25 protein-coding genes and 1 tRNA gene are annotated in these 25,050 nt (G+C 55.4%); 9 read left to right on the top strand and 17 right to left on the bottom strand.

All coding sequences use genetic code 11. From position 1 onward, the window contains the following. The 4 genes from DDE77_RS20120 to DDE77_RS08060 form a co-directional block, all read left to right on the top strand. Positions 1-93: IS3 family transposase (locus DDE77_RS20120; protein WP_342748553.1), on the top strand; the 93-nt coding region annotated here is incomplete at its 5' end. A gap of 340 nt (positions 94-433) precedes the next feature. Continuing rightward, positions 434-1,498, top strand: a complete 1,065-nt coding sequence (locus DDE77_RS19420) for a ComEC/Rec2 family competence protein (protein ID WP_157959728.1) — start codon at positions 434-436, stop codon at positions 1,496-1,498. Between the two features lies 1 nt (position 1,499). Further along, a complete protein-coding gene (locus tag DDE77_RS08070) occupies positions 1,500-2,237 on the top strand; it encodes a hypothetical protein (protein ID WP_157959727.1) in 738 nt (245 codons plus the stop codon). Between the two features lie 536 nt (positions 2,238-2,773). Next, complete coding sequence (locus tag DDE77_RS08060) at positions 2,774-3,412, top strand: hypothetical protein (protein WP_157959726.1); 639 nt, start codon at positions 2,774-2,776, stop codon at positions 3,410-3,412. A 43-nt stretch (positions 3,413-3,455) separates the two neighbouring features. On the opposite strand, the gene DDE77_RS08055 is transcribed toward DDE77_RS08060, so the two are convergent. From DDE77_RS08055 to DDE77_RS08040, 4 genes are all read right to left on the bottom strand, one after another. Further along, a complete protein-coding gene (locus tag DDE77_RS08055; protein ID WP_108396925.1) occupies positions 3,456-4,655 on the bottom strand; it encodes a GIY-YIG nuclease family protein in 1,200 nt (399 codons plus the stop codon). Then, positions 4,648-6,708 (bottom strand): DEAD/DEAH box helicase, encoded by a 2,061-nt coding sequence (locus DDE77_RS08050; protein ID WP_108396924.1) that lies wholly within the window; start codon positions 6,706-6,708, stop codon positions 4,648-4,650. The genes DDE77_RS08055 and DDE77_RS08050 overlap by 8 nt, the downstream gene beginning before the upstream one ends. After that, the gene (locus DDE77_RS08045) at positions 6,705-9,482 is read right to left on the bottom strand and encodes a class I SAM-dependent DNA methyltransferase (RefSeq protein WP_108396923.1); all 2,778 of its coding nucleotides are present in this window, start codon (positions 9,480-9,482) and stop codon (positions 6,705-6,707) included. The genes DDE77_RS08050 and DDE77_RS08045 overlap by 4 nt, the downstream gene beginning before the upstream one ends. Positions 9,483-9,674: 192 nt before the next feature. Then, on the bottom strand, positions 9,675-10,271 hold the full coding sequence (locus tag DDE77_RS08040; protein WP_157959725.1) for a hypothetical protein: 597 nt from the start codon (positions 10,269-10,271) through the stop codon (positions 9,675-9,677). Positions 10,272-10,305: 34 nt separating this feature from the next. On the opposite strand from DDE77_RS08040, the gene DDE77_RS08035 reads away from it, so the two are divergent. After that, complete coding sequence (locus tag DDE77_RS08035) at positions 10,306-11,211, top strand: HNH endonuclease signature motif containing protein (RefSeq protein WP_108396921.1); 906 nt, start codon at positions 10,306-10,308, stop codon at positions 11,209-11,211. Continuing rightward, positions 11,208-11,867, top strand: a complete 660-nt coding sequence (locus tag DDE77_RS08030; RefSeq protein ID WP_108396920.1) for a DUF6946 family protein — start codon at positions 11,208-11,210, stop codon at positions 11,865-11,867. The genes DDE77_RS08035 and DDE77_RS08030 overlap by 4 nt, the downstream gene beginning before the upstream one ends. 304 nt (positions 11,868-12,171) lie before the next feature. On the opposite strand, the gene DDE77_RS20210 is transcribed toward DDE77_RS08030, so the two are convergent. The 3 genes from DDE77_RS20210 to DDE77_RS08015 form a co-directional block, all read right to left on the bottom strand. After that, positions 12,172-12,600: a superinfection immunity protein gene (locus DDE77_RS20210; protein WP_170116495.1), complete on the bottom strand. Its 429-nt coding sequence runs from the start codon at positions 12,598-12,600 to the stop codon at positions 12,172-12,174. Positions 12,601-12,705: 105 nt separating this feature from the next. Further along, positions 12,706-13,224, bottom strand: coding sequence for a hypothetical protein (locus DDE77_RS08020; RefSeq protein WP_108396918.1), 519 nt, complete (start codon positions 13,222-13,224; stop codon positions 12,706-12,708). Positions 13,225-13,311: 87 nt separating this feature from the next. Beyond that, positions 13,312-14,241 carry a hypothetical protein gene (locus DDE77_RS08015; RefSeq protein WP_108396917.1) on the bottom strand — a complete coding sequence of 310 codons (930 nt, stop codon included), beginning with the start codon at positions 14,239-14,241 and terminating at the stop codon, positions 13,312-13,314. A gap of 111 nt (positions 14,242-14,352) precedes the next feature. Between DDE77_RS08015 and DDE77_RS08010 the strand changes: the two genes are divergently transcribed. After that, positions 14,353-14,853: a hypothetical protein gene (locus DDE77_RS08010; protein WP_157959724.1), complete on the top strand. Its 501-nt coding sequence runs from the start codon at positions 14,353-14,355 to the stop codon at positions 14,851-14,853. Between the two features lie 271 nt (positions 14,854-15,124). Here the strand turns inward: DDE77_RS08010 and DDE77_RS08005 are convergent, their stop codons facing one another. The 3 genes from DDE77_RS08005 to DDE77_RS07995 form a co-directional block, all read right to left on the bottom strand. Beyond that, positions 15,125-15,508 carry a hypothetical protein gene (locus DDE77_RS08005; protein WP_157959723.1) on the bottom strand — a complete coding sequence of 128 codons (384 nt, stop codon included), beginning with the start codon at positions 15,506-15,508 and terminating at the stop codon, positions 15,125-15,127. Positions 15,509-15,517: 9 nt separating this feature from the next. After that, positions 15,518-15,856 (bottom strand): DUF3768 domain-containing protein, encoded by a 339-nt coding sequence (locus DDE77_RS08000; RefSeq protein WP_108396963.1) that lies wholly within the window; start codon positions 15,854-15,856, stop codon positions 15,518-15,520. Positions 15,857-15,917: 61 nt separating this feature from the next. Then, positions 15,918-16,571: a hypothetical protein gene (locus tag DDE77_RS07995; protein ID WP_108396914.1), complete on the bottom strand. Its 654-nt coding sequence runs from the start codon at positions 16,569-16,571 to the stop codon at positions 15,918-15,920. A 411-nt stretch (positions 16,572-16,982) separates the two neighbouring features. Here DDE77_RS07995 and DDE77_RS07990 point away from each other — a divergent pair, with 411 nt between their 5' ends. Continuing rightward, positions 16,983-17,783, top strand: a complete 801-nt coding sequence (locus tag DDE77_RS07990) for an NYN domain-containing protein (protein WP_108396913.1) — start codon at positions 16,983-16,985, stop codon at positions 17,781-17,783. A 98-nt stretch (positions 17,784-17,881) separates the two neighbouring features. On the opposite strand, the gene DDE77_RS07985 is transcribed toward DDE77_RS07990, so the two are convergent. The 7 genes from DDE77_RS07985 to DDE77_RS07955 form a co-directional block, all read right to left on the bottom strand. Continuing rightward, positions 17,882-18,967: a hypothetical protein gene (locus DDE77_RS07985; RefSeq protein WP_245895123.1), complete on the bottom strand. Its 1,086-nt coding sequence runs from the start codon at positions 18,965-18,967 to the stop codon at positions 17,882-17,884. A 20-nt stretch (positions 18,968-18,987) separates the two neighbouring features. Continuing rightward, positions 18,988-20,688, bottom strand: coding sequence for a DUF927 domain-containing protein (locus tag DDE77_RS07980; RefSeq protein ID WP_157959722.1), 1,701 nt, complete (start codon positions 20,686-20,688; stop codon positions 18,988-18,990). Between the two features lie 237 nt (positions 20,689-20,925). Continuing rightward, complete coding sequence (locus DDE77_RS07975; RefSeq protein WP_157959721.1) at positions 20,926-21,774, bottom strand: hypothetical protein; 849 nt, start codon at positions 21,772-21,774, stop codon at positions 20,926-20,928. 151 nt (positions 21,775-21,925) lie between these two features. Then, complete coding sequence (locus DDE77_RS07970) at positions 21,926-22,423, bottom strand: hypothetical protein (RefSeq protein ID WP_108396909.1); 498 nt, start codon at positions 22,421-22,423, stop codon at positions 21,926-21,928. Then, entirely contained in the window at positions 22,416-22,745 is a 330-nt protein-coding gene (locus tag DDE77_RS07965; RefSeq protein ID WP_108396908.1) for a helix-turn-helix domain-containing protein, read from the bottom strand. Before DDE77_RS07965 ends, DDE77_RS07970 begins: the two co-directional genes overlap by 8 nt. 42 nt (positions 22,746-22,787) lie before the next feature. Then, the gene (locus DDE77_RS07960) at positions 22,788-23,498 is read right to left on the bottom strand and encodes a hypothetical protein (protein ID WP_157959720.1); all 711 of its coding nucleotides are present in this window, start codon (positions 23,496-23,498) and stop codon (positions 22,788-22,790) included. Between the two features lie 314 nt (positions 23,499-23,812). Continuing rightward, a tRNA-Gly gene (locus tag DDE77_RS07955) sits at positions 23,813-23,887 on the bottom strand. Between the two features lie 206 nt (positions 23,888-24,093). On the opposite strand from DDE77_RS07955, the gene DDE77_RS07950 reads away from it, so the two are divergent. Next, positions 24,094-25,041: a thioredoxin family protein gene (locus DDE77_RS07950; protein ID WP_108396906.1), complete on the top strand. Its 948-nt coding sequence runs from the start codon at positions 24,094-24,096 to the stop codon at positions 25,039-25,041. Positions 25,042-25,050 lie beyond the last annotated feature (9 nt).

The following is a 25,050-nucleotide window of genomic DNA, read 5'->3' as shown; positions in this document are numbered from 1 at the left end:
GATTACATCGAAATGTTCTACAACCCAACACGCAAGCACGTCCGCAACGGCATGCTCTCACCCGTCGAATTCGAACGGCGACACCAAATCTAACCCCGAAGGTGTCTACAGAACGCGGGGCTATTCAGAGTACGCTGACCGCCCTTCCGGCAGCAGAGTTTGCTTACTGATTGGAATTTACGCAGCATTGATCATGTGATGGTGGTGGATGGTAGGCCGATTTCAACACGTGCGCCCAAGCTCCTAATGTCACTGCGGGTTTCAACACAACTAAGCTGAATGCAGGAAGACTCGTTGAGGATCGCGCCGCCGGTAGGCTACAGGAAGTAAACCACGATCCCGAACAGCACATATATGGGTGCAGACGCATAAAAGTCGTTGCGGTCTCCAAGCACCCGGTCAACCATGCATCTCAATATTTAAGGGGATAAGCATGGGCTACGAAGTCGATTTTCTCTCTGTGGGAGACAGTAACGGTGACGCCATATGCGTGAGACATGGCCACGCATCAAGTGCGTACCAAATACATGTTACTGACGGTGGCTACGCTGATACCGGTCAGCGCATCATTGATCATATAAATACATATTACGATCACCCAACGCACATCGCGAATGTAGTGTTGTCGCACCAGGACGCAGATCACGTAACTGGCTTGTTAGAGGTCGTGCGGCATTTCAGTGTCGGTGCTCTATGGATGAACAGGCCATGGTTGTACGCGTCCGAAATACTGCCCGCTTTCCATGGGAACTATACTGTGGCCGGACTTACTAAGGCCATCAAAGATGCCTATCCGCTGCTCGTGGAATTAGAGCAAATTGCAGTTTCGAAAGGCACACCGGTTTATGAAGCTTTTGCATATGCCCAGATAGGATCTTTCACGGTGTTAGCACCTTCGAGAGACCGTTACCTTGCGCTAATTCCCCAATTTGACCGTACTCCGACCAGCTACGCCAAGCCGAACAAGAGTTTGTTTGACAAACTTTTTGAATCGGCAAAAGCGTTAGCCCAATTCTTTGAGACTTGGGGTTCTGAGGCGCTGGAGGAAAACCCATCTCCTACTTCTCCATCCAATGAGTGTTGTGTGGTTCAACTCGGGGAGTTTGATGGCCGAACGGTACTGCTCACGGCCGACGCCGGTCCCGAGGCGCTCAATGAAGCCGCTGATGTTGCGCAAATCTTAGGAAGGCTGAGTCCTCCTACATTCGTCCAAGTTCCTCATCACGGAAGCCGAAGGAATGTGACGCCGTCGGTACTGGATCGGTGGTTGGGCTCAGTCCTGCCCCAAGGTTCACCAGAGCGAGGCACTGCATTCTGCTCTGTAGGGGCAAACAAACCTCAATACCCAAGGAAGAGGGTTTCAAACGCATTTCTACGTAGAGGGTATCCGGTGTACCGCACGGAAGGAGCTTGGATCCGTCATAATTATGAGATGCCAGATAGGATTGGCATGACGGGCCTCACACCTGTGCCGTTCACAACGTCATACGAGGAATAACGTGGACTTGCTTGACAGCTACGTGCTTCGCGCACGGCTTTTTCCAGCTATTTTGGCTGCAGCCCCTGCTATAGTCTTTCTTTTGGCCAATGTGGCTGCTTCTCTTGATAGTCTTGGCTTGCCTCAGGTTCTTCTTACGGTAGCTATCGCCGTACTATTCTTCGCCCTAGCAGATCTCGCCAGAAGGCTCGGTCGGCGCGAGGAGAAAAGCTTGTTCAACTCTTCAGGCGGGCGTCCATTTCCGACGGTGCTTAGACATATTGACGAGGTGCTTGATGCGAAATCCAAGGCTCGTTACCTTGCCTTCCTTTCTGAGAAGCTGGGGGAGCGAGCACCGTCAGCGAACGCGGAACTAAAAGATCCCGCCAAAGCTGATGCTTTTTACGTATCAGCGGGGAACTGGATCAGAGAGCACACTCGTGACACGACCAAGTTTCACCTCTTGTTTGCGGAGAACGTTGTTTATGGGTTTAGGCGGAACTTGTTCGGGCTCAAACGCATCGGATTGGCCCTGAACCTCCTAACTGTGATGATATCCTTATGGCTTCTTTGGCACGACAACTGGAATAACATGTCGCAGTACAGCGCCGTACTCGTAGTCGCAGCATTGCACGCCGCGTACTTTTTATTTGGTGTCACGAAGCAAAGTGTGCTGCAGGCGTCTGAACAGTACGGCCGCCAACTAGCGCTTTCCTGTGACACCTTGATGGATATTCAGGCCGCAAGTTCGGCACATTAATCTCCTAACAGCAAAACGTGCATAAGCCACGTGTCACCTCAAGGTTTAAAGATGACGATCGCATGTCACAAGCGGCTGGCTTCAACTTAGATGTGACGGTGGGCTGCGCGTTAGGGTTACGTCACGCCTAGGTACGCCCTTATGTGACGTTCGAATGGGCGCAGTGCTGAACGATCATGGTGGAAACCGCCACTAGTACTTCTAGAACTTCTTCCGAAGGTGATCTGGCATCGGCGCTTTTGCGATTTGCGCAAGCCAAGCACAAAGCGCCCATGTTGCAATCCCTCCTACGATCCCGAAGTAGGCCCACGCAATCAGCCCTGCGAAAAAGGCAATCACTACCAAAATTTGCGATATACGAGCGGTGAGTATGTAGGCTTGAGCAAGTTGACGCTCGGAATGATTTGGATTCGTCATGGCCGCGATACAACACTGAAACGGTTACAAGGATATACACCCAGCAAATACACACTGGGTCTCAATAACCTGTAACACTGCTGCTCGAATTTTATGGATTGTAGGAATGGATGAACCCCATGCCCTTGGTAACCAAGGACCATGCTTTGGTGGCCCTTCAGAATGCATGGCCGTTGATCGTAAGCGAGACCCGACAAGTTCTGGCCGGTGAACTGCACTACCAAGCTATGATCTACCACGCGCTGCGGGTCGCTGGTCCGGTGCCCCTAATGCAGTTGGGGATGAACGTGAAGCAATGGATCACCAACGTTACCACTGATTTGTTCAAACAGCTTGACCTGAGGCACGCGGAAGGATTTGGCGGCGGTTTCGAACCAATTCCAGATGTTGTGATTTTCGGAACAGGTGCAGCAGGGAACTGGCAGCGACGCTCTTACGAGGCAACGCTCCAGCACATGTTATTGGCTGTAGAAGTAAAGGCCTCTGAGCGACACAAGTCTCGCCTCAGATCGAAAGACATCCACTTTGATATCCGCAAGCTGGCTGCTCACAGGGACGAAGTTCGCGCGCGGGGCGGCGATTTCGAGCCGGTGATGATGATAATCGACGTAGCCAAGGATCCACAAGAGAGAATGGACAGCAGGACCTTGGCATTGTCCCGTGAACTTGCTGGTTCAATGGGAGTGTCGCTGTTTTATGTGTCGCCCGACAGTGAGTTTGCCGATTTCCCGAGCGGGGGTGAAAGCGAGCACAGCTGAAGGGTTGTTACTGACTAAGGAATAAACCATTTGGAAACCTGCTTCAGTTCGGCCGCTGAGCCAGCGTTGCAGTATTTGGGTCGTAGACATACTCGGTGATAGTGCCGTTCTTTATCTTCTCCACTGCATCATCGACGACGAAGCGAGGCACAAGAAACCACTCCCGGGGTACAACCGGGCTTCCAAAACGATCTTTGATTTCGATGTGCAGCCGTGCCGGTTCGAAAACACGATGGATCAGGTTTTCCAGTCGGGCGCGGTTGATATTGTAGAGTGTGTAGGTGGCGACAATCTCCGCGTCAGCCATCAAGAATGTGGGGTCCAGCTTTGCGTTGGCAATACGACGGGCAACGTCGCCGCCAGTCACACCGATCTTGTGAAGCACGTCGCGGTTCGCGACCACCATGGGATGGTCAGATTTGCTGCGGAGGACATAGATGGTACCGCTGACGAGGTCACCTTCCTCACTTTCCTTCGCGAACAAGGGACCAGCCACGTGGTCAGTAATGCGCCGCCCGGCTTCGTCTTTATAGAGCGCGCGTTGGAGTGACCTGAGCAGGAGGTTGCTCTCGGTGCCGTTGGAGTAGACGACCCGCAGCCGCGCATCGGATTCGCCATTTGGGGCACGGAACGTTTCGCCGACTTCGGCAACATACGCGACCTGACCGCCAAGGATGAAAAACTGGCCTTGCGAAATTTCTGCCTTCATGAAGCCCGCGTCTTTGACAAACGGCCGTGTTGTTCGAACGTTTTGGTCAAGGTCCAGCCGCACCTGTTCGAACAAGGGCTTGAATCGTTCGAAGTCTGGGCATGGCTCACGGTTTGCAATCTCCTCGGCGGCGCGCTTCTCAGCCGTCGAGCGAACGTGGCGAAGTTCGGTGATTTCGCCACCACCAGCCGCACCGGCGAGTTCCGCCATGAGTGCGTCAGCGTCCATCTCCTCGGCGGGCACAGGCAAATCGCTGTGCGCTAGGTCCAATAAGCCTTGATGATCGATCGGTGAAAGCAGGGCGCGACACTCTTCTAGCTTGCGAAGCCGGTCGAGACGCACCGCATATAGCCGCTCAAAAATGTCGCGATCTTCGCCATGCTGTGGCGCACGGCCATGTTCGTCGGCGAACCGCTGGATATCCTCGAAGCCCGCGATGATGCGCTCCTCGCGCGGCGTGCGTCCACCTTTCTTCTCCCGCTGGGCAAAGTCGGCCAGTTCAGCGCGGAGTTCATCAAGATCGAGGTCACTCATAGCGCCCCTCATCCTTGAAGCGGACGAAGGCGGCAGCACCTTCAGCCATACGCTTCTCCCAAGCGTCGGTTGAACTGATCGAAGGGAGGCGTCCGCGCTCCTTTTTGAACTGCACGGCACGGGCAGCAAGCTGCTTGGCGTCCTCCGGTGTAAGGTTCGTGCGGCGCGCAGCGATGGCGGCAGCTACCTGCTTTAGGCTTTCCTCACTCATTGTTTTCGCGAGGATTGAATAAGCTTCACCAAACGGGTTGATCCGATCGATGAGGTCAATGTCCAGCTCTCGCACGTCCATGGCAAACTTCCGCACACCGTTGATAAGCGCTCGGTTCACGCCCGGTTCTCCATCAGAACCGTCACCACCAAAAGCAATCTTCTTGGCTTGCTGGGTGATGTTGATGGCGGCAATCGCGTGCTGTCGCACCGCCTCCTGATCTTCCTCGTCCAGCTCCGGGTACTTGTCCTTGATAATCTTGCCCAGCCGAACCTGCGTCAGCTCCTCAGGCACCAGCTCCTCATCAAACAAGCCGCGCTCGATGGCAGGCTTATCCTGCACGAAGGCCGCTATCACCTCGTTCAGATCCTGCTGGCATATGCGTTGCGCTTCTTTACTCTTGGGTTCGACAAGCCCCTTGATCTCGATCTGGAACTGGCCTGTCGCCTCGTTGAAGCCAACATTGGTCTTGCTCGGATCATAGCCATCGTCGCCGTAGATGAACCCCTCAACCGGCCCGCTTTGCGGATTTTTAGGCTTGAACTCGAAGCGCGGCGCAAGCACCTGCTCCATGAGCAGACTGGCCGCGATAGCCTTCAGCGTATCGTTGACGGCTTCGGTAACCGCCTCCTCGGAAGCATCCGGTTCGGCGATGAGGTTTGTGAAGCGTGCGCGGGTTTTGCCCGGCGCATCTCGGGTCGCACGTCCAATAATCTGCACGATCTCAGTTAGGCTTGAGCGGTAGCCGACGGTCAGGGCGTGTTCGCACCAAATCCAGTCAAAGCCTTCCTTCGCCATGCCGAGAGCAATGATGATGTCTACATGGTCACGATTGTTCTTCTGGCCCGAGTCCTTGAGCGACGCAGAGACGCGGTCGCGTTTGGCCGCGTCATCATCCACAAGGTCGGCAATGCGCAGCACCCGCCCTTCTGGCGTCTTGACCAACTGGAAGCCCGTTGTCGGATCGACACCTTGCCATTCACCGAGCGCCTCAATGATGTGTTCGACTTCCCTGATCTTGTCCTTGGTGCTCTCCCGCGAATTGACGCTGGGAATATGCACGATTGTTTTTTCGGTAGGCTTCAACACCGCCAGAATGTCGTCGGAGTAAGCGCCGGAATAGAAGAAGTAGCCTATATCAAGCTGCTTCAGGTACTCGTACCCATTAAGCTGCTCATAATAGGTGTAGGTGACTGTCTGAAATTTTGCCTCGTCCTGCGGAGCAAGGACGGCTTCGGCATCGCCACGGAAGTAGGAACCCGTCATGGCGACGATGTGCACCCTATCGCGGGCGATGAACGCGCCGAGGTGAGCACCTAGCTTGTTCTCTTCATTAGCCGATACGTGGTGGAACTCGTCCACCGCAATCAGTCTGTCATCGAATGCCTCGATGCCAAACCTATCCACCGCGAAGCGGAAGGTGGCGTGGGTGCAGACCAGCACATTATCATCGCTCTCTAAGAACGCGCCGACCGACTTGACCTTGCCGCCATCCTCGCCGGGGGCGTTGCAGAGGTTCCATTTCGGCGTCACGGTCCAGTTGGACACGAAGCCATACTTGCTCAGTGGCTCGTCCGCGAAGCTAGATCCGATGCTTTTTTCCGGCACCACGATGATGGCCTGCTTCAGCCCTTGATTGGCCAGCTTGTCGAGCGCGATGAACATCAGCGCACGGCTCTTGCCTGATGCGGGCGGCGACTTGATCAGAAGATACTGCTCGCCGCGCTTCTCATAAGCGCGCTCCTGCATGGGCCTCATGCCCAGAGCATTCGCTTTGGTCGTGGTGCCGTTGCCGGCATAAGAGACGGAGACTGACGGCACAGAGTTTCTGTCGATGATCATGTTGCTGCCCCCGTCTTGCGCTTCTTCGTCGTTCCGGCCGACGTGGTCATCTTAGTGTAAAGGTCGAACAGCTTCTCCAGCCGTTCGGTATCGTTGCGGAACCGCCGCCCAATGTAGATGCGCTCAAGCACTTCGTCGTTTCGCTCATGCGCCTCCCGCAGGTCAGCGGGCATGTTGTCCGGTTCATACAGATCGGCAATCGTCGCGGGGAAATGCGCTTCCCGCGCCAACAGGATTTCCTCGGCGCAACGCGCTAGATCAGCCTTGTTCTTCTCTGTGAGCGTGGGAACTGGGAAGGTGTTCCAGCCGAGCGTGTTGGAATAGCGAATATCTGTTTTCAACTTGCCGCAGACAGCCTCCACCCATGCTGTGTGCAATCGAGATGAAATGAGTGCAAGGGTATATAACTCTTGAGCGGGCGCTTGAAAATGTGGAGCAAGCACAAGGTCATCTTCGGCCAACAATCCGCAAGTTATGTAGTCTCGTGCCTCGGACATCACCTGTGGGACAAACAACTTTTTACCTCTGAAGTGGCGGTCTTCAGGAAATTCAGATGGACGGTTTGCGAACTGCTGCGTAGCTTTCTTTTTACTTGAAAACCGGAATTGCGAAACTCTATCCAGTATAGGTGCGCAAAAGATAGCAACTTTATCGTCGTTTAATGTTTCGCGCGTCGCCTTCACAATCCATCGCGTATTGCCGCGTATGAAGTCGGCACCGCCGATTGCTCTATGGAAAATAGATCGAACTTCAGGATGCTGCGCGACAGCAGCCTCGTACGCCCGCTGGTCAAAAAAGAAAGACCCACCATCGGTTGGCGCACTGCCACGATCTAAGGCTTCAAGACCAGAGACGTGGCTTCCACGAGCCACGACAAATACATCTTTCGATGGTGCGAGATACGCATTGATGTTAGCTACTTCGCTGGCAAGTGCCTCACCTGCCGTTGACGATGAGTATATCTGTTTCGATCGCAAGAGCTGCCTTGATATACCAATCACGACGACAATGACGCCTGCGTTATGGCTGGCGAGGTTGGCCCATTTGAAAGAAGTATGCGCAAAAACAATTTCGTGGCCCGTCCCCAAAATGAGGGGCCAAAGGATAGGAACTTGCTGACCCTGACAAATGGAGTTTGTGGAAACGAAGGCTGCCGCAGCGTTGGTGTGAGTTCCGTAGTCCGCTGCCTTCATGAACCATCCGGCAACATAGTCTAAAACGCCAATACCTTCGGCAGACTTACCAAAAATTGCTATCAAGTCGTCCTTCTGGGCCGGCGTCTGCGCCCGACTTCCGAGATAGGGCGGATTCCCACAGATATATGTCTCCCCACCTTCGTTCTCAAAGTCGATCTGCGCCTGATTCAGCGGCGTATGAAACAGGTCGTCGGCCCTATGCTTCACGCCGGTCCCGGTCGGCGGGCAGATGCTCAACCAGTCGAGCCGGAGCGCGTTCCCGCAGGTAATCCAATTTTGTGCAACAAGCGGCAGGAAGTCCTGCAGGGCATCTTTCTGCCCACGATAGAGCACATCGCATTGAAATTCTGCGATAATCAGCGCCAGTCGGGCGATCTCAGCAGGGAAGTCGCGTAGCTCAATCCCCCGAAAGTTGGTTAGCGGAATATCCGACTTTCTCCCTTCCTCACTACGACGCTCATTGATGATCGCCTCGAAGGCCCGCATTTCCTTGTAGGCAATAACAAGAAAATTGCCGCTGCCACAGGCCGGGTCGAACACCCTAATGCGCGCGATGCGATTGCGCAGGTTAAGGAGCTTGCGGCTGTTGCCGCCTGCTTCTTCGAGATGTTGCCGCAGATCATCCAGAAACAGCGGATTGAGCACCTTCAGGATGTTGGGAACGCTCGTGTAGTGCATTCCAAGCGCGCCGCGTTCTTCATCGTCGGCCACGGCTTGGATCATCGACCCGAAGATGTCGGGGTTGATCTTCCGCCATTCGAGGCCGCCGATGTGGAGTAAATAGGTTCGGGCGATCCGACTGAAGCGCGGCACGTCGGGTCTGCCCCCGAACAGCCCACCATTCACATACGGGAATGTGTCAGCCCAGCGCGGCAGCATCGCCTCTTTCCGCGCTGCAATGGCAGTGTCCATGGCACGGAAAATCTCACCGATCACCTCATGCGTGTTGGACGAGTCGCGCGCGCTCATCTGGTCAACTGTGGTGGTGAACAAGCCGGTGCCGTTGAAGATGTCGGTATCCTCCGCAAAAAAGCAGAAGATCAACCGGGCCATGAAGTGGTTCATGTCCGGGCGGCGCTCGGCCGTGCCCCATTCAGGATTATCTTTCAGCAGTTCGACGTACAGTTTGTTCAGGCGGCTGGTGGCGCGGATATCGAACGAACTGTCCCGCACCTGTTTTACCGTGGTGATACCAGCGAGCGGCAGAAAAAAACCAAAATGGTTCGGGAAGTCGGCGTAAGCGCAGGCGACGGTTTCGCCGGAGCCTAGTTCCTCTGCCTCAAATGTGTCGCCATCGGTCGCCAGTATGAACTTGGCTTTCCAGCGCCCAGTCGCGGCGCTCGCCCTTAGCGCAGCCCGCGTTTGGGTCACTGCACCCGGCGCGGCGACAGCTATGTGAATGTTGTCGCGCTGTAGTACACCGCCGACATCCGACCTGTTCGACTCGCCCTTGCGCAGCTTGCGCAAGGTGGTGTCCTTGGCACCAAAGGCTTGCAGGAAGGCGAACGGGAACTCAGCGGCATCGAACGGCTGTTCAGCCAGCGTGGAGATGGCCTCTTCGATTTCGACAGCGTTCATTTACTTCCTTTCACTCTAAGCGACTCGCCGACCTACCATGTGCACCGGGGTGACGCCTTGGTTTCCGCCACTCGCCATCCCCACCTCAAGTCCATGCAGCTACCATGGTACGCGCACCACGCTAACGCAATTTTTCATGCTGGACTAAGCCGATCCGGTGCGTCCCGTACCGGACGCTTGCGTTAGCTGCACCTAGCGCAACGAACCGAGTTGAAGCGCCAATCCACCTCTGACTGACGGGAGGTCTGGGTATTGATCCATCATTGCGCGTGCCTGCTCGTGCAGGATCACACGATCAAAATAGACAAGCCGCGGATCTTCGATAGTCTCAGCGCCGCAAAAGAGCACCGTTGTCCAAGCGTCATGCGGATTCACGGCTTTCCGTTCGTCGTATGTTTTAGCAAAACAAGCCGCCCGCAGGGGGTAGCCCTCGGGCTGCCCGTAGCGGAAAGCCTCTCCAGCATGTTTAAACTCCACGTGGACTGCGAGAGTGGATCCCCCCTGATTGCGGAAGAAAAAGACTGCGTCGCTTTCGAGCGATTTGCTCCCGGCAATCCGGCAGGTGCACCTACTATCCAGTCCACAGAAATAGTTGGCCCAAAACGGCTGTTTTGTAGGGCGGGCGTGCCATCTGACCAACCGCTGCTCATCTATGAGAACAGTACTTCCAGTGAAGGCATAGGCCGCTGGAGTTCCTGAGATAAGCCAATCCCTGACATGCTGATGTGCAAACACATTAAAGGCGATCACATCCAAAAAGGGCTGTGCCTTCACAGAATAAGAAGCCATCTTTGCTCCCTCACGCATCGCATGACATTGGTGGTTGAAAGATTTTCTGGTGAACTTCATCCTAAAAGCTAATGCTGACAACTGTCCTCACGGCATTGCCCATCCTACGGTGGCCACAGATTGGGAAACAGCGCCCTTTAACGTTCCTCAGCCGAAAGGGCTTGTCGGCACCAAGTCTCAGGTTCCTTCTCCTGAGATAGGCAACGTCGTCCACATCTGGGTTAATCAAGAAAGTCGCAACGTTGCACAGCGGGGTAACGGTTACGCCGGTTGCGGGATCATTTCCTCAGTTGAAGAACGGATTGAGACCAGTAAGCCTTCGCTGAAGCTGATGCTGCGTTCAGTTCGGCTTACAGCAGCCCTAGTCGGTGGCGGGCTATTGAATGACTCTGCCCCGGAGCCGATGCGCTCCCTTCATAAATTCCGTCTTGTGCAATTACTGTACGTCGATGATGCGCTTTCCAAGGTGTTTGAAGAGACAGTTTTGAGGGCGCAGGCTGCAGACACCCGTGCTCAGCTTGAGCAGTACGAGCAGGAAATCAGAAACGCATTCAAAACCCGCGTTGGGCAGGTGTTGTCACGAACTGCTCAGCGGCCTTTCCGTCGCAGTCTCATAGCATCATACGGCCTAAACTGCTGCGTGACCGGGCCTGCACCCGAAGCGGTACTACATGCAGCACATATCATACCTATTGTGGAACATCCGCCACTTCACCGCTTCTTTGGCAATGGCTTGTTGATGAGAGCTGACATTCATTTGCTCTTCGATGCCCAGCTACTGGCAATAAACCCAACAACGTTCGAGGTGGAGATTTCCTCAGTGTTACAAGGAACCTTGTATGAAGGGCTTGCAGGAAAACGCATCGCCGTTCATGCAAGTCAGGTGTTGTTAGATCGCCGGTATCAGCAGTTCCGCATAAGCAATGAGCATCAGCAATGACATCAATTTATCTGCCAAGCCGTGGCGCGGGTGATTGGCAGTTATTGCTCGCTGACCCGGTCAAGCACTGGCGCACCGGCTACTCAGCACGAACACTCGCACATTGCTGGGAAGCTGCTGCCGGTCTACCGCCCGAGATCAAACGTCTCTTCGGAGAACGGGCAGAGTTGCTCATAGCCATTCCCGAGCACAAGGTCCCGCTGCCGCGAGGGCGTGAAAGCCAAAGCGACCTTTTCGCCTTGATCAGCGTCGGCAGAGAGACCGTGGCAGCTACCATCGAAGGCAAGGTGAACGAAAGCTTCGACAAACTTGTCTCAGAATGGCTCGTTGATGCTTCAGATGGAAAACTGGAGCGCCCAGACTACCTGTGCACCATGCTGGGGCTAAACAGCGCAACGGTCGGCCACCTGCGTTACCAACTATTACATCGAACGGCATCAGCCATCATCGAAGCCCGGAGGTTCAAGACTGACCGAGCAGCAATGGTGGTTCATTCGTTCTCACCAACGCGCTTATGGTTTGGTGATTTTGCGCAGTTTGTCGCAGCGATAGGCGGGAAGGCTGAACCGGATGTGCCGTGCGCTGTGCAATTATCGGACGGCATGAGGTTGATGCTTGGTTGGGCGAGTGGTGATGAGCGTTTTTTGCAGGTCTAAGCGAGTCAAACGATCAGTGCTTTGTATGCCGCATCGGAGAATATGTCATAGCATCGCAAAAACGAACAAGAGCAATCTTCTAAGCATTCAAAACCCCTTTATGAACTAAGCGAAACTAACAGTAGCTAGCCTTGGCTCCGGCTGAGCATGGCAGTTTCGCGCCAGCACTTTCCGAGCACACCAAGAGAGAAACATGTCCTACAATGGCGCTACGCAGCAGCGTCAGTTCGTTCCTTCGGCAAAGTTCGTAGCCATAAAACATCTTCTCAGACCAAAGTAACGCGGTTGCGCACCGTTCTGAGGGTTAAGTTCTTAGGATGCGGCTCTTCTGCGCGACGAACTCTTCCTCAGTTAAGACCCCTCTGGCACGAAGTTCTTGTAGCCGTTCCAAGGCATCCACTACGTTGTCTGATCCCTTAACCCTTGACTCGTGATCGGGAAAAAGTTGGGGCTCTCGCCGTTCCGACGCCGCTCCTCGCGATATCCCAACCTGCACCGCTCCCCATGTGTCGCCAGCGTTGCGGCGACCAAGTCCTGTTGGATTGCCCGCCAATGGGTCGGCCCAGCTTTTGTCGCTGGGAAACACTGCCCACACCAAAGCTGCCACCCAGCAGAGGCCGGTCCAGCCACCTGCTAATGTTAGTGCGAATATGACCCACTTGTACGTGTGCGATCGCCTGAAAGCGATGATAGCGGGGAGGAAGTATAAGGCGATTAGCAGCCCATAGCCCACGAGATATAGGAGGACTACTATTAGGCCCCCACTGTCAGATCCGCTCACCTAGCAACGCTCCTCGCAATTCTTCTGTCAGATAGATGACTACCTGAGGCCAGCTTTTCACTCAGAAGAGCCGTCGCAACCCTCTAAAGCATCCTCTAAAGTACCTCGAGCATTACGTGTTGAGAATGTAATTTCTATTTGCGATCGAGGGAACATAGCGGCGAACGTTCGTTCATCTGTATTCCTGAGACTTGAAACGAGACGCATCAGTAGGTTGAAGCCATCGAGCGAGGGGTCCCTAGCGTCGCTTCCCTCCAGTACAAATGGGTACGTTTCGCCATCGAGTAGAACGTTCATCTCCGTAACGCCCGTCTCTTCAAGGTGCGGCGACGAAACTGAAATCCAGCATGGCGGTTCGTCGCTAAGCTCTGCGCCCACCGCATTCACTATGGCGAAGGTGTCACCCTCAAGTGTGCTTATGCCATACTCGCTAATGCCCCTATTGCCGCCGCTGCTCCAAGCTTCGGTAGCGGCTAACGATTGCCCAGTGTTTGTTATGGCAAACATAAATATTGAAACGCCTGAGCAGACGACTTGCAAGAGTGGCTTCATCTTGAAGCTCTCCTTTACGTTCAATCACGTCGAATCAAAGGCTAGTACCGCGAAATTTTCGGTACTATTCAAAGCCACCGTGCCCTATGTGGCTCTCCCTGCTTTCGAAAACTAACGATCAAAGAGCGGGCACATCGCTTCGAATTGGGAGGTTGATGCGGCGTCGTTACACGCACCGCAGCTCCCAATCTCTTCGCGTGCATCTAGGTCAAACCATCGAGCCGTCCCAAACTCATCTTTCCCAACGTATTGCAGCGTTCGACCGGAGGCGTCTTTCAGAAGACCGCGGGAGCAATCGGCAGAAGCAAAAAGGTTCGCTGCGAAGTCGGCGTTGATAGTCTGCTGGACACATTGCTCAAGCGTAAGCGAGCCACCATAGGCAGTGGTCATGCCGCCTGGATCACGCTCGCAGTATTCTCGCGCTCCAACATCAGACACGCGGGCCTGAAGCGTCGCATTGTCAGTACCCACTCCGTTCAGTTCTACAATGCTTGCAGAGGGGCCTTTGCTCGAGATGTAAATTTCCTCGGTCGAAAGTCCCGCGGATACATCGCTGAGGCTGTAGCTTCGCTTCGCGTATTGATCAGCGCATTGGTAGAGCATCGTCAGCGCGCGACTCGAGCCATCAAGCTCCGCCTTCAGGCGGATACCCTCTAATGAGATTTCGATACTACCCGATCCTGCAAATGGAGCGGCCAGACCTCCTTCCTCACCATGCGACTCGAACATAACAAGCTTTGAGTTCTCAACCCGGCCTTCCAACATGTGCGTATGAACGCGGTCGAAGGTAAGGGAGCCGTATATTGGTCGGCTTGCAGATAGGTCCCACGAACCTTTCACAACACCAATGCCGAACCCTTCTTGTCCATTACCGTACGCGACGAGATGAAGGTCTCCTCCCGCGCCCTTCGACATTCGACACCCGAAATCGGGGTCGTCCTCAACCTCGTAGCCCACCCACCCTTGGTACTCGAATACCTGTGCGTTCGCTCCACCAGATAGAGCGAGAAACACGAGCACTGCCGCAAGCGGACATCGCATGGCTTGTTATCCTCTAACCCATGCGAGTATGAGGAATTGTCGCCACTGATCAATAGCCGATGCGGCAAATGGATGATGCAATGTTCTCGACAGAGCAGGAGTAGGATGGCTATGAAACACACAACCATGCTTGGCGCTTTTATGGTCTGCATCTTGCTTACATCTGCCGCACTCGCACAAACCGGGTGGTCTGGAGAATCAAACGAAAGCGGAGGGATCGTAAGCTATGGATATTTGCTGGGTCCCGAAGATCAAGATTTCGACCCAGAGATGGCGGAAAACGAAACTTTTAGCGTGCGCTGCGATGGATTCGATGGTCGGCTATCGATAGCATTCGCTGGAAACGTTGATCCCGCTGATGGGCATAAGCACAACGTAATCTTTGAAATCGATCGCGACAGATTTGAGCGTAGTGGACCAATCGAGGAAGGCGGTCTTTATCCGGGTGCCCCGATCGCGTTGTTGAAGCGCGGAGATCCACTGATCGAAGCCATGATGGCAGGTTATAGCCTGCGCCTACATGTTGGAACGGAGCGACCGTTGCCCGTTATGGAAATAATGCTTACCGGTACCCGGGAGGTGTTCACGCGCCACCTTCAAGCGTGTCTATAGACGCCGCGAATGGAACGTCGTCGCCTAAAAGGTCGGGACTCGGGCGGGCGCACGGTAGCTGACGTCACTTGCGCCGGTTGTCCCGATGCTGGCGACTACATCGTCGCTGACTTTCCACGCCTCGTTCCCATTGCGTTAGAGCGAGCTGAACAGGTTCGGCACCATTGTGGCTTGCAACGCATTGCTGTGGTTTTTGACCGATGAGTCGCTCTGGCGAAGCGAATGAGGAATGCTCGTTTCCGGCGAAACAGTGCATTCGCAGAGCGTCTGCCTAGCTGTTGGCTTCAGCGGCAAGCTCGGGATAGTTCTGCAAGAAAGCGTTGGCATCGCTCGCTTCAGCGAACTCAAGCCAAGCGCTATATGTGGCTATGCGCCCTGAGCGGCTGCGGCTTTGAACAAGCCTGAAAGTGCCATGGCAGCCACTGCGAAGGCCACTGGCGGCCTTTGCACCAACAGCGTGCTTCAACGCTCGAAAACTGGTGAGTACGGTTTGCTCAACCTCGTCCCGGCCTTTCTCAACACCCATGGCAAATACTGGAATGGATCGGGTCACAGGTGCGCCAACAACTAGCCGGTGCGGCAGGTGTTCGATGAGAGTCTGATTTGCCGCTGCGGGGCGGCGTTGACCGGTCGATTGTAGTGGTGCCTTACCCATCTCGCTGCCTCAATATTCTTCAGCCAACATCAGGGTCATCACTCGGCGAGTGACAGCAGGGTCCGCGGGGTCTGGCGAGTGGTAGCGCAGATCGCGGTCATAAGCATCGATCTTAAAGAACAAGGTTTGATCCTCAATCCCGACCGCACCAAAGTCGTGCTCACCATATGGATCGTTGTCAGGTGTGAAGGCGTCAAAACTTGCCACAGCTTGTTGTATCTGCCTGAGCGCGTCTGGTCCAAAGGCAAGTACGCCTCGGGTGATCACAACCCTGCCGCCAATGCCCCGCTGTCGTAGCAAGTCATTCAGGCTGCGTATGGCCTCGCCATTGTCGTTTACTGCCGCCATGGTCGTCCTCTGGGGTTTTCTGATGAGGTGCCCGAGCTGTTGAGGCTCGGGCATGGTAGGTTCAAGCGGGTGGTGTTGGTTCAGGGTCAAGCGCAGGCTCGGGCTGACGTGATGGGTGCAGCAAGCCGATCTTGGACACGTGGTGCACAAAGGCGGGTTCGCTGGGCCAATCGCAGTAGCGAAGTTTGTACTGGTCCTCGCCTTCGGCGCTCAAAACGAGGCACTCGAACCAGTCCATTTCGCCGGGCACCGCAGCCGACAACACGATTGACCCAACCTGAATGTCATGCCAGCCGGTGGGTTGAGGAACCGCCGGTGTCATAGCAACAACTGAAGGTGCAGGTTCATCGTGCGCGGCCAAGGTAGTTGATGCGTTGCTATCGTCCGAGCTGCTTTCAATCACAGGCGCAGCTACGGCCTCGTTGGCTAGCGCAATCGCTTCGATCTTGGCGAACAGGTCGGCTTTCACGAACGGCACAAAGCCCTTGCCGCTAGCGAAGACTTTGCCTTTTGGCACCATGGCGGCAAGTGCTCGCAGATCATCCGTTTGCACAGGCAATAGGCGCATCCCCATCAGGGCAGCCGCCTTGGTCGCCAGCCCAACATCAGGTTGCGCAAATGACGAAGCGTGCGGTTTACCGGTGTCGTCCTTTCCAAAAATCACCAAGGCTGGCGTGTAAGAGGTTTCGGCTTGAACTTGGGCTTCAGCGGTCATTTGCGCCCTCCTGAAACGAAAAGGAGGCGCTTGGCCCCCTTTATCAACTCACTAGCGGTGTACTGGTTTGGTCGCGGTCGCTGACCGCATATGGTGCTCAACATGATGGTATTTCCTACTATGATGCGGCCCAGCCAAATGCCGAGCCGCTGTCAGCATATAGAAAAAAGATATTAAAATCAAGTACTTAGTATATGTTCACGGAATTTCGCCGGAGCGCTGGAGATCAGTCAATCCATTTAGGCTAGCTACGGTCCACGCTACCGTGGTGCCAAATCCCCCAGAAATCAGACCTCGTCTACTTTCCGTCTCCTCTCGGCAATCACCGAAGCGATTGAGTAACTTCAGGGCTTGTCTAGGGCACGGAAGTGCTGGTTTATCGTCGCTACGACAAAAGCAGTTTGAGGCGCTATGACCGATTCACTGGCTCTCCTAATCGATGGAGACAACGCTTCACCCAAGATCATCGGCGGCCTTCTGGCAGAAATAGCAAACTATGGCACCGTCAGCGTTAGACGCATCTACGGCGACTGGACGAAACCCAACCTGAACGGTTGGAAGGAATGCCTGCTTGAGCATTCAATCCAGCCTGTACAACAGTTCGCGTACACCACCGGTAAGAACGCGACAGATGGTGCAATGATAATTGATGCAATGGACCTTCTTTATGCTGGCCGCTTCTCGGGTTTTTGTATTGTCTCTAGCGACAGTGACTTCGCTCGACTGGCCTCGCGTATTCGCGAGCAGGGCGTGACTGTCTACGGGTTCGGCGAACGCAAAACCCCTCGTCCCTTCATCACCGCTTGCGACAAGTTTATCTACACAGATGTCCTCGCCAACCCCGCAGGAGAACCAACGAAGGGTGCCACGCTAGTACCGGCGGCTGCGGAGGAAGCAAAGGCAGCACCAGCGACAACCGTCATGGCGAGTCCAGCGATGCTTCGGCCCATCTTGTCCGGCGCTGCAGGTGGCAAACTGGATAGCGCCGCATTGCAGATGCTGGAAAAGGCAGTTGAATCCTCTGCGGACGAAGACGGTCGTGCCAATCTGGCGCGAGTTGGCGCTCACTTGGCAAAGCAGTCGCCCGACTTTGAAGCTAGAAACTACGGTTTTGCGCGACTAAGTGACCTAGCGGAGGCTTCCGGCATTCTTGAAGTCGAGCGAGTGGGGGATCAACCTAAGGTCGTAATGGTGCGCCTAAAGAAGCGTTAGGTGCGGCATTCCTACCGCCGAGGCTGTGTGTAGCTGGCTTTGTGAGGCACCATTCGATCTGTTGTAATCCCACCAAGGTCATGCTGATAGCTACCGCGTCAACTCTGGTCATACAGCGCTACCCTGTCGCAGTCCCGAAATGCTGGACAGGTAGTGTTCCGGCAGCGGTCGCGGTCATTGATGCGAAGGCCATTGCAATGACTCAACTCGCTCGTCGAGCAGAGCCGCCACACGCCGAACTGAATAAATCGCGGGAAGTGAGCAGGAAAATCGGGGTTAAACTGGCGCGCGTCCACACGTGTGGCTAACCCACGCAAGAGGTCGGAACAGCCACCCTTTGCATAACACCGACTTCCATAAGCGTGGTCAGCAGCGAAGCGCCGAAGTACGCCGGTACGATGCAAAAAGTTGTGCAGCAAGCTATCGACCACGACCATCCCGGCCCCAGTTGTGACCCATCTTTCCCTTTTCGGATCACCAGCCAGAAGCAGGTCGGCAAGCGCCATGCTCCAGACCTTACTACCGATACCTTGTACTTCGGTCAGGGCTTCCAGTACCGCCGTCCCCATCGTCACTGCCCTGTCAGGGTCGTGCAAGCCGGGGTCGGCACCAGCAAGGCGGTCGTCCAGCCATCCAATGAAATCGCCGCCGCAGACGTCCCTAAGAAACAAGTACAAGGAATAGGCTGCGACGATCAGGGCACCCTTGCGAGTTGGGTGGTCCGGCACAGTGCAACGATCAAGATGACGTGGTTCCGAACACCGCTGGAAGCTGGTCTGCGACGCGCTCGGCGTAAGGTTGCCCTTGCGATAGGAGCACTGAGAATAGTGCCAGTAGGATTTCGAGCGCGGACAAGTCGGGGATGAATTGAGCGCCGACTGGATGTCCCAGAAGCTGACCAGTCCGTTTTTAGCAGTGAACGTGGCAGCGCTTCGGTCGCTAATGCCCTGCATTACAGACACGCCCACCAGAGAGTTAAAGATGGATGCGGTGTCATGTCGTCGGACAGCAACAGGGATACCATTGTGAAGCAAGCTGGCCCGTATGTCTGCTAGATAGCTGGGCGGCGCGACCGCCAATGCGGGGCGGGTGACCGCCTCGAAGTGATTCCAAGCTGATGTTCGATTCATGTGTAACCCCGTGCCATCGGCAAATGGTGGCACGGGGTCAATAGTGGAGGTCAAGCGTGGGCCTGCCCGCTGGTCTAGTCTTTCTGATCGCCCAAAGCGCGCAACTGGCCGGGGCTATCAGGCAGGCGAATGCAATAGACTCTGCCAGTGGGGCATAACCACCTTGGAGACTTCGTAGTCAGCTTGGGGAACTTGCCGCCTTCTGTTCGGGCGTGACCACTGTCTCGAAGCGATTGCATCATCGCGCGGTATTCGGGGAACGCTGCCTGCAAGCGACTAGACGGGATCAGCAGTTCGGTTTCGCCATCAGTCTGACGCCAAAAGCCGGGGGTTGCCTCAAACTCGCGTTCTGGTATTGCCTCCGCCAGATCATCAAACGAAATCATCTCGCTCCAGTTTGCTGCGGCATAATTTCTGATGGAATCGAGACCGTCGTTTTCAACATCCTTTGGTGCGGTCGCGACGGTTTCATGAACGCGGCGGATAGTATCGAGCAACTCCCAAGAGGTACCGGGGACAAGCCCACATTTTTGCGCTAGCGAACCGGCAGCGAAGGTGATTGCGAACGTTTTTGTGATCCGCGGCGGACTGCGTTCCGACTGGCTGCGGGCATGTGCTTCGTAGTGTTTCATTCGATGGCGCACGCTTGCCGGTAGGTCGTTCTGCGGGTGGCTATTCCAGAGCTGCAAACGGCGGACGAACTCGCGACCCGCAACCCCGTAGTCAGCATCACTGGCGCTACGAAGAGCTTCGATCACAGCCCTCGAGTTTGTAAATCCGCGCGGCAGACTGTCCAAAACCCCGAATTTGCTTTCTGGAATGATCGTGACCATCCGCTGCTCGATTGCATCTTGAATCGTCTCGCGTGCTGCTACGAGTTCCCTTACGGGCAGGTTGGTCGTGCTCAGGGTAGCGTGCCGAAGATGGTCTGTTGAACCATTGTCAGTGTAGCGGCGCTTTACTTCGGTGCTGAACAGAGCAAACACTGCGATCTGCAGAAGCACACCGCGTTCGCTTGGGTTGCTGCCGAGCAAGTTTCCCTCGTCAAGGGTAAGCTGGCAATCACTGTATGTCCGCCTGATCGGATCTAGTGAATTGAGTGTCACCTTCCAGCTTTCACCACCCCCAACATCACTGCCGGGATTACCACCCCAGACCGACGAGGCCATGACACCCAAAGTTGACTTGCCCGTGCCGGGGTCACCAACGAACTCGACAAGTGGGTTATGGAGATCCGGTGGGGCGAACTGCAACAATGGGCCAATGAAAGAGTACGCCAGCGCGAACATCGGAAAAGTTTGCCCGCGAACGAGCGGGTGAATACCTTGCTTCCACCCCTTCAGAGTTCCACAGGCGTCGAACTTACGATTTGGTTCGAAGCCTACGATCACAGGGCGATCATCATCGGACTGGGCTTCACACTCGCCGTTGCCATATACATACACGCCGCCGACCCAGCCTGGATGCGACGCGACCAATGCCTCGCGGTAGTCTTCATGCGCTTCAATCAGATTCATGAAACGATTTTTGGTCGATGTTGCTAGAAAAACCATTCCGGGACCTGCAAGGCGACCGAAGACGGACTGAGGCGAAAGCTGGAGATCGGGGAGTGAGAACCACAACGCGCGGTCCGACGTGCCATAGCGTATCCAATGGTCGCCATGCTGGTCGCGGACAGCGTCCAAAATGCCCGCTGGGGCTGTGTCCGATAGTTTAGTGCGGACGCTGCCGCCTGTCGCCATTTTGTCCGGTGTGAACTTCTTAGGCTGAGACATGATTACCTCCAAGCGTGGGCACTGCGAGTTGCGGATTACCCACGTTCCCACCCTTCCCCCCGCTGATTTCGAACTGGTGTTTGCATGTTGATGTAAGCTTTGCAGTGTTGCACGAGGCATTTGCCAACAGCCCTCCCGACGCCATCAACACGGCCACCGACACCGCCAACATGGCCCCTAGGCGCATCGCGGCCATTTTCACCCAAGTTTGGTGACGACTAGAAAAATGATGGACCATCACCAGTTCACCTCGCGAACAAGGGTGAATTGGCCAGTGCCGCCACGTAGGCCACGGCGGCGCAAACCCTTCAGTATGAGCCGGGAGCCAAGTGGAAACCGGTCAAGGAACAGCGCCAGTTCCGCGACCTCGGCGCTACGAAGCGACTGACCATCGACGTTCGTAGAACGCTTGCCGGTCTTCCACTTCACTTCGCCGTATTGCGAGCGCCGGTAGAACCTCGCCTTGTAGGCATACAGGAGCTTGGCATTGAACGTTGCGCGGTCACGCGCACTCAACAACAGTGAACGCGATGCGCCATTATGCAGGGGGCAGTGGCGCTTTAGCGCCGACCGAATCCCATCACGGACAGACCGCTTAAAAATGTCGAAGGCTGGCGGCAGGATCACGTATCCGTAAAGGTGCTTGCACCAGTGCGGATCGGCGTTGTTGAAGGTGTTCAACGATATGTCCACGCCGCCGAAGAACATGGCCTCGGCAGGCAGGGCGCGGGCGATAGCCCGCTGGCGGCTCGTCACCCATGTTTTCAGGTCAACGGCTGAGAGTTGCCCAACTTCTACCCGGCAAGTAGCAGGGATGAGCGACATGGCAAGGAAACCAGCACCGATAGGTGCGGCTTTCACCCCTCCTGAGTGGAGTCGCTTGCGAAACGAGCGCACGCATACTGGGCACGCTTCGGAGCCGCATGGTTGGTAATCAACACAGGCGAAGAGTTTATCCGCAAGGCTGTTCGCTTCGGTCGAAGCCAGCCGACGCAGCGCATTGATGATAATCGCAGCGTGGTCGGCGGCATCCTCGATGGACTCAAAGTCTGGGGGAGGTGGAACGGCATATCGTTTTGGTGGCATTTGTTGTCTCCAGTCGCGGCCCTGCCGTTTACCCGAGGAGTAAAGGGCAGCCGCTCTCGATGCCGCAATGAAGCGGCTGGTTAGTTTCACAGGTGAATTGGGAAGCGGGGAGCGGGGAGCGGTAGGTTGCCCCGCCGTTGCCTAGTTGAGCCTAGTCGCTTTTCTTGCGGCGGAAGAAACGTGCCCATTCGAGAATATGGGCGATGTCCGCTGAGGTGAGTTCGTCGTGATCTTCTGGCTCAGACAGTATAAGCGATTGGCGAAACTGGATGTCCGAACAGCATTCGCGGCTCATATTGTCAGACCAACCTTTGATGTCACGCATCGTCCACCGGATCACATGGTACAGCGCATCCGGTAAGTCCGCGTCTATGGGCGCCTTCAAACCATGATCTTTGAGCAGGTCTTGGAAGTCGTACCATGCCCATGAGTCGCGCTTGAGAGCGTTCGCAAGGGGGATGGCCGCAAACAGGCGCTCGCTTACGGCTTGTTCAAACCTATCTAGTGCGGAGCGGCAATCAAGCGCCGCTATGTGGTGAAAGAGGTTCGGGGAAGCCACTGCTGTTGCACTCACCGGCAATCCAGCCTTCAGGCTTTGTGGCTGATCATCAATCGGTTTGCCGAAGCGACCGAAAATAACTTCACCCATGGCTGCCCCTCTCACTGGCAGGGGTCACGTTGGAACCAGTCCTTTCACTCTGATGTATCGAGGTAGGGTTTTCTGGCTTATCGGCAGCATCAGTGAGGGAAAGTGCAACAATTAAGGCAGCAGCTTCCTCCAACATTTCAGTCGTCACGACGGTGCGACGACCAATCTTAGCAGTCTTGATGATCTTGCGTTTGACGAGCGAATAGAAGGTGGTTCGACCAACATCAAAGAAGTCGCAAGCGTAGGCTACAGAATGGAATTTTTTGGAAAGTTGCTGGCTGTTCATGTGCTGATTGAACCGCAGTCGGATGGCAAAATCCAACCAACACGGCTGCAAAATGCGCGAAAGTCTGTTGGATGAATGTCAACGTTCCCTGAGTAGCACAGGAGAAGTCAGGTTTTTTGCCCGCCACTGCCTCACCACCGCACCTGCCAAGTTCCTGAGACTATGCTCTTTAGGAGTTGAAGCTTCCTCTTCATCGATGCCCATAGCGTCAATGTACGCGACGAGCGCGTTAAAAACGTCAGTGACTACCCCATGTTGGTCTTTCGGCTGTGCTATCGCCAAGTACCGCCATGCCGCTGCCTGTAATTCGTATAGAAGCCGCCTCCTATAAATAATCGCGGGGAAGCGTCGCTTCGGCTCCGTCAGTTCAACTAAGGGGAAAATCGCGTCAAGAGACGCATTGGCGTCTAAAACCCGAAGCGGCAATCCTTGAAGATCGCTTAGGTCAGGTCGTAGCTGGTTGAGAGTGCGTACGTTCGAGCGTGACCCTAAGCTCTTTAGTAATGCAGTTAGATAACTTGCAGGCACATCAGCTAGACCAGTTTTCAACGGCTGAGTGTCGCGGTGCTCCTGCCAATAAGAAGCCTCAACTATGAAAAGCCCGTCAACTGGGCCACCAATAGGCTCGACATCGTCGTCATCAAGATCGTCGTCTTTGACGTCTTTACTCGGGTTTGGTGCCTGCCACGTGAGGTCTGCATCTTCAACAGAAGGTAGTTCTAGGCGAATCACACCGGAGGCGGTTTGAGGTTGGTCGTTGCGACAGGCTGGAATCTTTATAGGGACCACGCACCGGACCTCCCCTAAAGCTAGCGCATCTAAAACATAACTTAAGAGCCATGCTTCATTCTTAACGCTGGTCGAGGACTGGCCCATCCACTCAGACACGCTCGGGCTAAAAGCCTGACGTGCATTTTCAACGAAAGTCGCAAGCGTTGGAAGCCCTCCTAGGTTACTTCGCATGATTCAGCCCCACCTATGCTCCCCGATGATACACAGGATCCATGACCGAACAATGCGGCCCCCAAGCGGCCCCCAAGAAGAAAACAAAAAGGCCCGCCGAAGCGAGCCTTTTGTTTAGTGGCTGATAAACAACCAGTTTTTGGAGCGGGCGATGGGATTCGAACCCACGACCCTAACCTTGGCAAGGTTATGCTCTACCCCTGAGCTACACCCGCGCTCCGTTGCCTCCGACCACACTTGATGTCCGGCGACGCGGGCCTATATGCCCAAACACGATTGCCTTTGCAACCCACAATTTTGCCTCTGAGTCATCTTAGAGCATTGTTGTGGGTTCGGGGGCTTGTCACAGGGCCGTTTCCGGGCGCAATAAGTGCCGCCAATACGCCGTCTTTTGCCAAGAGCTGCAAGGATCTTTGCCCCAATGTCCACTCCGTTCACCAGCGCTAATCCTTCTTCTGCCGCCGTGCCGCCCGGAGCCTTGATCAAGGATTCGAGCGATCAGGCCTTCAAGGCCGATGTGATCGATGCATCGCTGGAGCAGCCGGTCCTGGTGGATTTCTGGGCTCCATGGTGCGGACCTTGCCGTGCGCTGACGCCAGCACTGGAAAAAGTGGTCAATGAGAAGGCTGGGGCGATGCGGCTGATCAAGATCAATATCGACGAAAATCCGCAGATTGCTGGTCAGTTGGGCATTCAATCGATCCCCGCCGTGTTCGCTTTTGCCGGTGGCCGGCCAGTGGATGGCTTCATGGGCGCGATGCCGGAGGGGGAAGTCCGCCGCTTCGCCGAAAAGGTGATTGCCGGAGCGCCAGCGCCGCAGGCGGCTGAGGGTTCGCTCGAAGCCCAGATCACTGCGGCCCTTGCCGCGGCCGACGAAGCTTTGGGAGGCGGCGATCTGGGGCGCGCTGCCCAGATCTATGGCATGGTGGTGCAGCACCAGCCAGATCATGCGCAAGCCCTGGTCGGTCTTGCCAAGGTTTACCTGGCGGCTGGCGAAGTGGAGCAGGCGAAGGCGACGCTGGATATGGTCCCCGAGGCCGAGCGCAAGGGTGAGAGCTACAACTCGACGGCGCAATCGATTCGCCTGCTGACCGAGGCGGCGGATCTATCGGAAACAGCGTCGCTCCAAGCGGCCGTTGACGCTGATCCGGACAACCATCAGGCACGCTATGATCTTGCGCTAGCGCTCAATGCAGAGGGCAAGCGCGTGGAAGCCGCGGAGTGCCTCGTAGCCATTTTCAAGCGCGACCGCACCTGGAACGAAGATGGCGCACGCAAGAAGCTGCTGGAGTTCTTTGATGCGTGGGGCCCTAAGGACCCGGCGACCAACAAGGGCCGGCGCATGCTGTCGGCAGCTCTTTTCTCCTGACGGGAGGCC

It is taken from the genome of Devosia submarina (genome assembly GCF_003056345.1).
GTDB lineage: Bacteria > Pseudomonadota > Alphaproteobacteria > Rhizobiales > Devosiaceae > Devosia > Devosia submarina.
Note: the sequence above shows the minus strand (reverse complement) of the source record. Positions and strands in the feature narration are given on the sequence as shown.

What these genes read in the sequence shown, in the direction of transcription:
- DDE77_RS08045 (WP_108396923.1), bottom strand. Translation starts at nt 9,482, where the DNA reads ATGAACGCTGTCGAAATCGAAGAGGCCATCTCCACGCTGGCTGAACAG.
- DDE77_RS08040 (WP_157959725.1), bottom strand. Translation starts at nt 10,271, where the DNA reads ATGGCTTCTTATTCTGTGAAGGCACAGCCCTTTTTGGATGTGATCGCC.
- DDE77_RS07970 (WP_108396909.1), bottom strand. Translation starts at nt 22,423, where the DNA reads ATGGGTGAAGTTATTTTCGGTCGCTTCGGCAAACCGATTGATGATCAG.
- DDE77_RS07975 (WP_157959721.1), bottom strand. Translation starts at nt 21,774, where the DNA reads ATGCCACCAAAACGATATGCCGTTCCACCTCCCCCAGACTTTGAGTCC.
- DDE77_RS08050 (WP_108396924.1), bottom strand. Translation starts at nt 6,708, where the DNA reads ATGATCATCGACAGAAACTCTGTGCCGTCAGTCTCCGTCTCTTATGCC.
- DDE77_RS08030 (WP_108396920.1), top strand. Translation starts at nt 11,208, where the DNA reads ATGACATCAATTTATCTGCCAAGCCGTGGCGCGGGTGATTGGCAGTTA.
- DDE77_RS08010 (WP_157959724.1), top strand. Translation starts at nt 14,353, where the DNA reads ATGAAACACACAACCATGCTTGGCGCTTTTATGGTCTGCATCTTGCTT.
- DDE77_RS19420 (WP_157959728.1), top strand. Translation starts at nt 434, where the DNA reads ATGGGCTACGAAGTCGATTTTCTCTCTGTGGGAGACAGTAACGGTGAC.
- DDE77_RS08015 (WP_108396917.1), bottom strand. Translation starts at nt 14,241, where the DNA reads ATGCGATGTCCGCTTGCGGCAGTGCTCGTGTTTCTCGCTCTATCTGGT.
- DDE77_RS07995 (WP_108396914.1), bottom strand. Translation starts at nt 16,571, where the DNA reads ATGACCGCTGAAGCCCAAGTTCAAGCCGAAACCTCTTACACGCCAGCC.
- DDE77_RS08060 (WP_157959726.1), top strand. Translation starts at nt 2,774, where the DNA reads ATGCCCTTGGTAACCAAGGACCATGCTTTGGTGGCCCTTCAGAATGCA.
- DDE77_RS07990 (WP_108396913.1), top strand. Translation starts at nt 16,983, where the DNA reads ATGACCGATTCACTGGCTCTCCTAATCGATGGAGACAACGCTTCACCC.
- DDE77_RS08000 (WP_108396963.1), bottom strand. Translation starts at nt 15,856, where the DNA reads ATGGCGGCAGTAAACGACAATGGCGAGGCCATACGCAGCCTGAATGAC.
- DDE77_RS07950 (WP_108396906.1), top strand. Translation starts at nt 24,094, where the DNA reads ATGTCCACTCCGTTCACCAGCGCTAATCCTTCTTCTGCCGCCGTGCCG.
- DDE77_RS07980 (WP_157959722.1), bottom strand. Translation starts at nt 20,688, where the DNA reads ATGTCTCAGCCTAAGAAGTTCACACCGGACAAAATGGCGACAGGCGGC.
- DDE77_RS08005 (WP_157959723.1), bottom strand. Translation starts at nt 15,508, where the DNA reads ATGGGTAAGGCACCACTACAATCGACCGGTCAACGCCGCCCCGCAGCG.
- DDE77_RS08055 (WP_108396925.1), bottom strand. Translation starts at nt 4,655, where the DNA reads ATGAGTGACCTCGATCTTGATGAACTCCGCGCTGAACTGGCCGACTTT.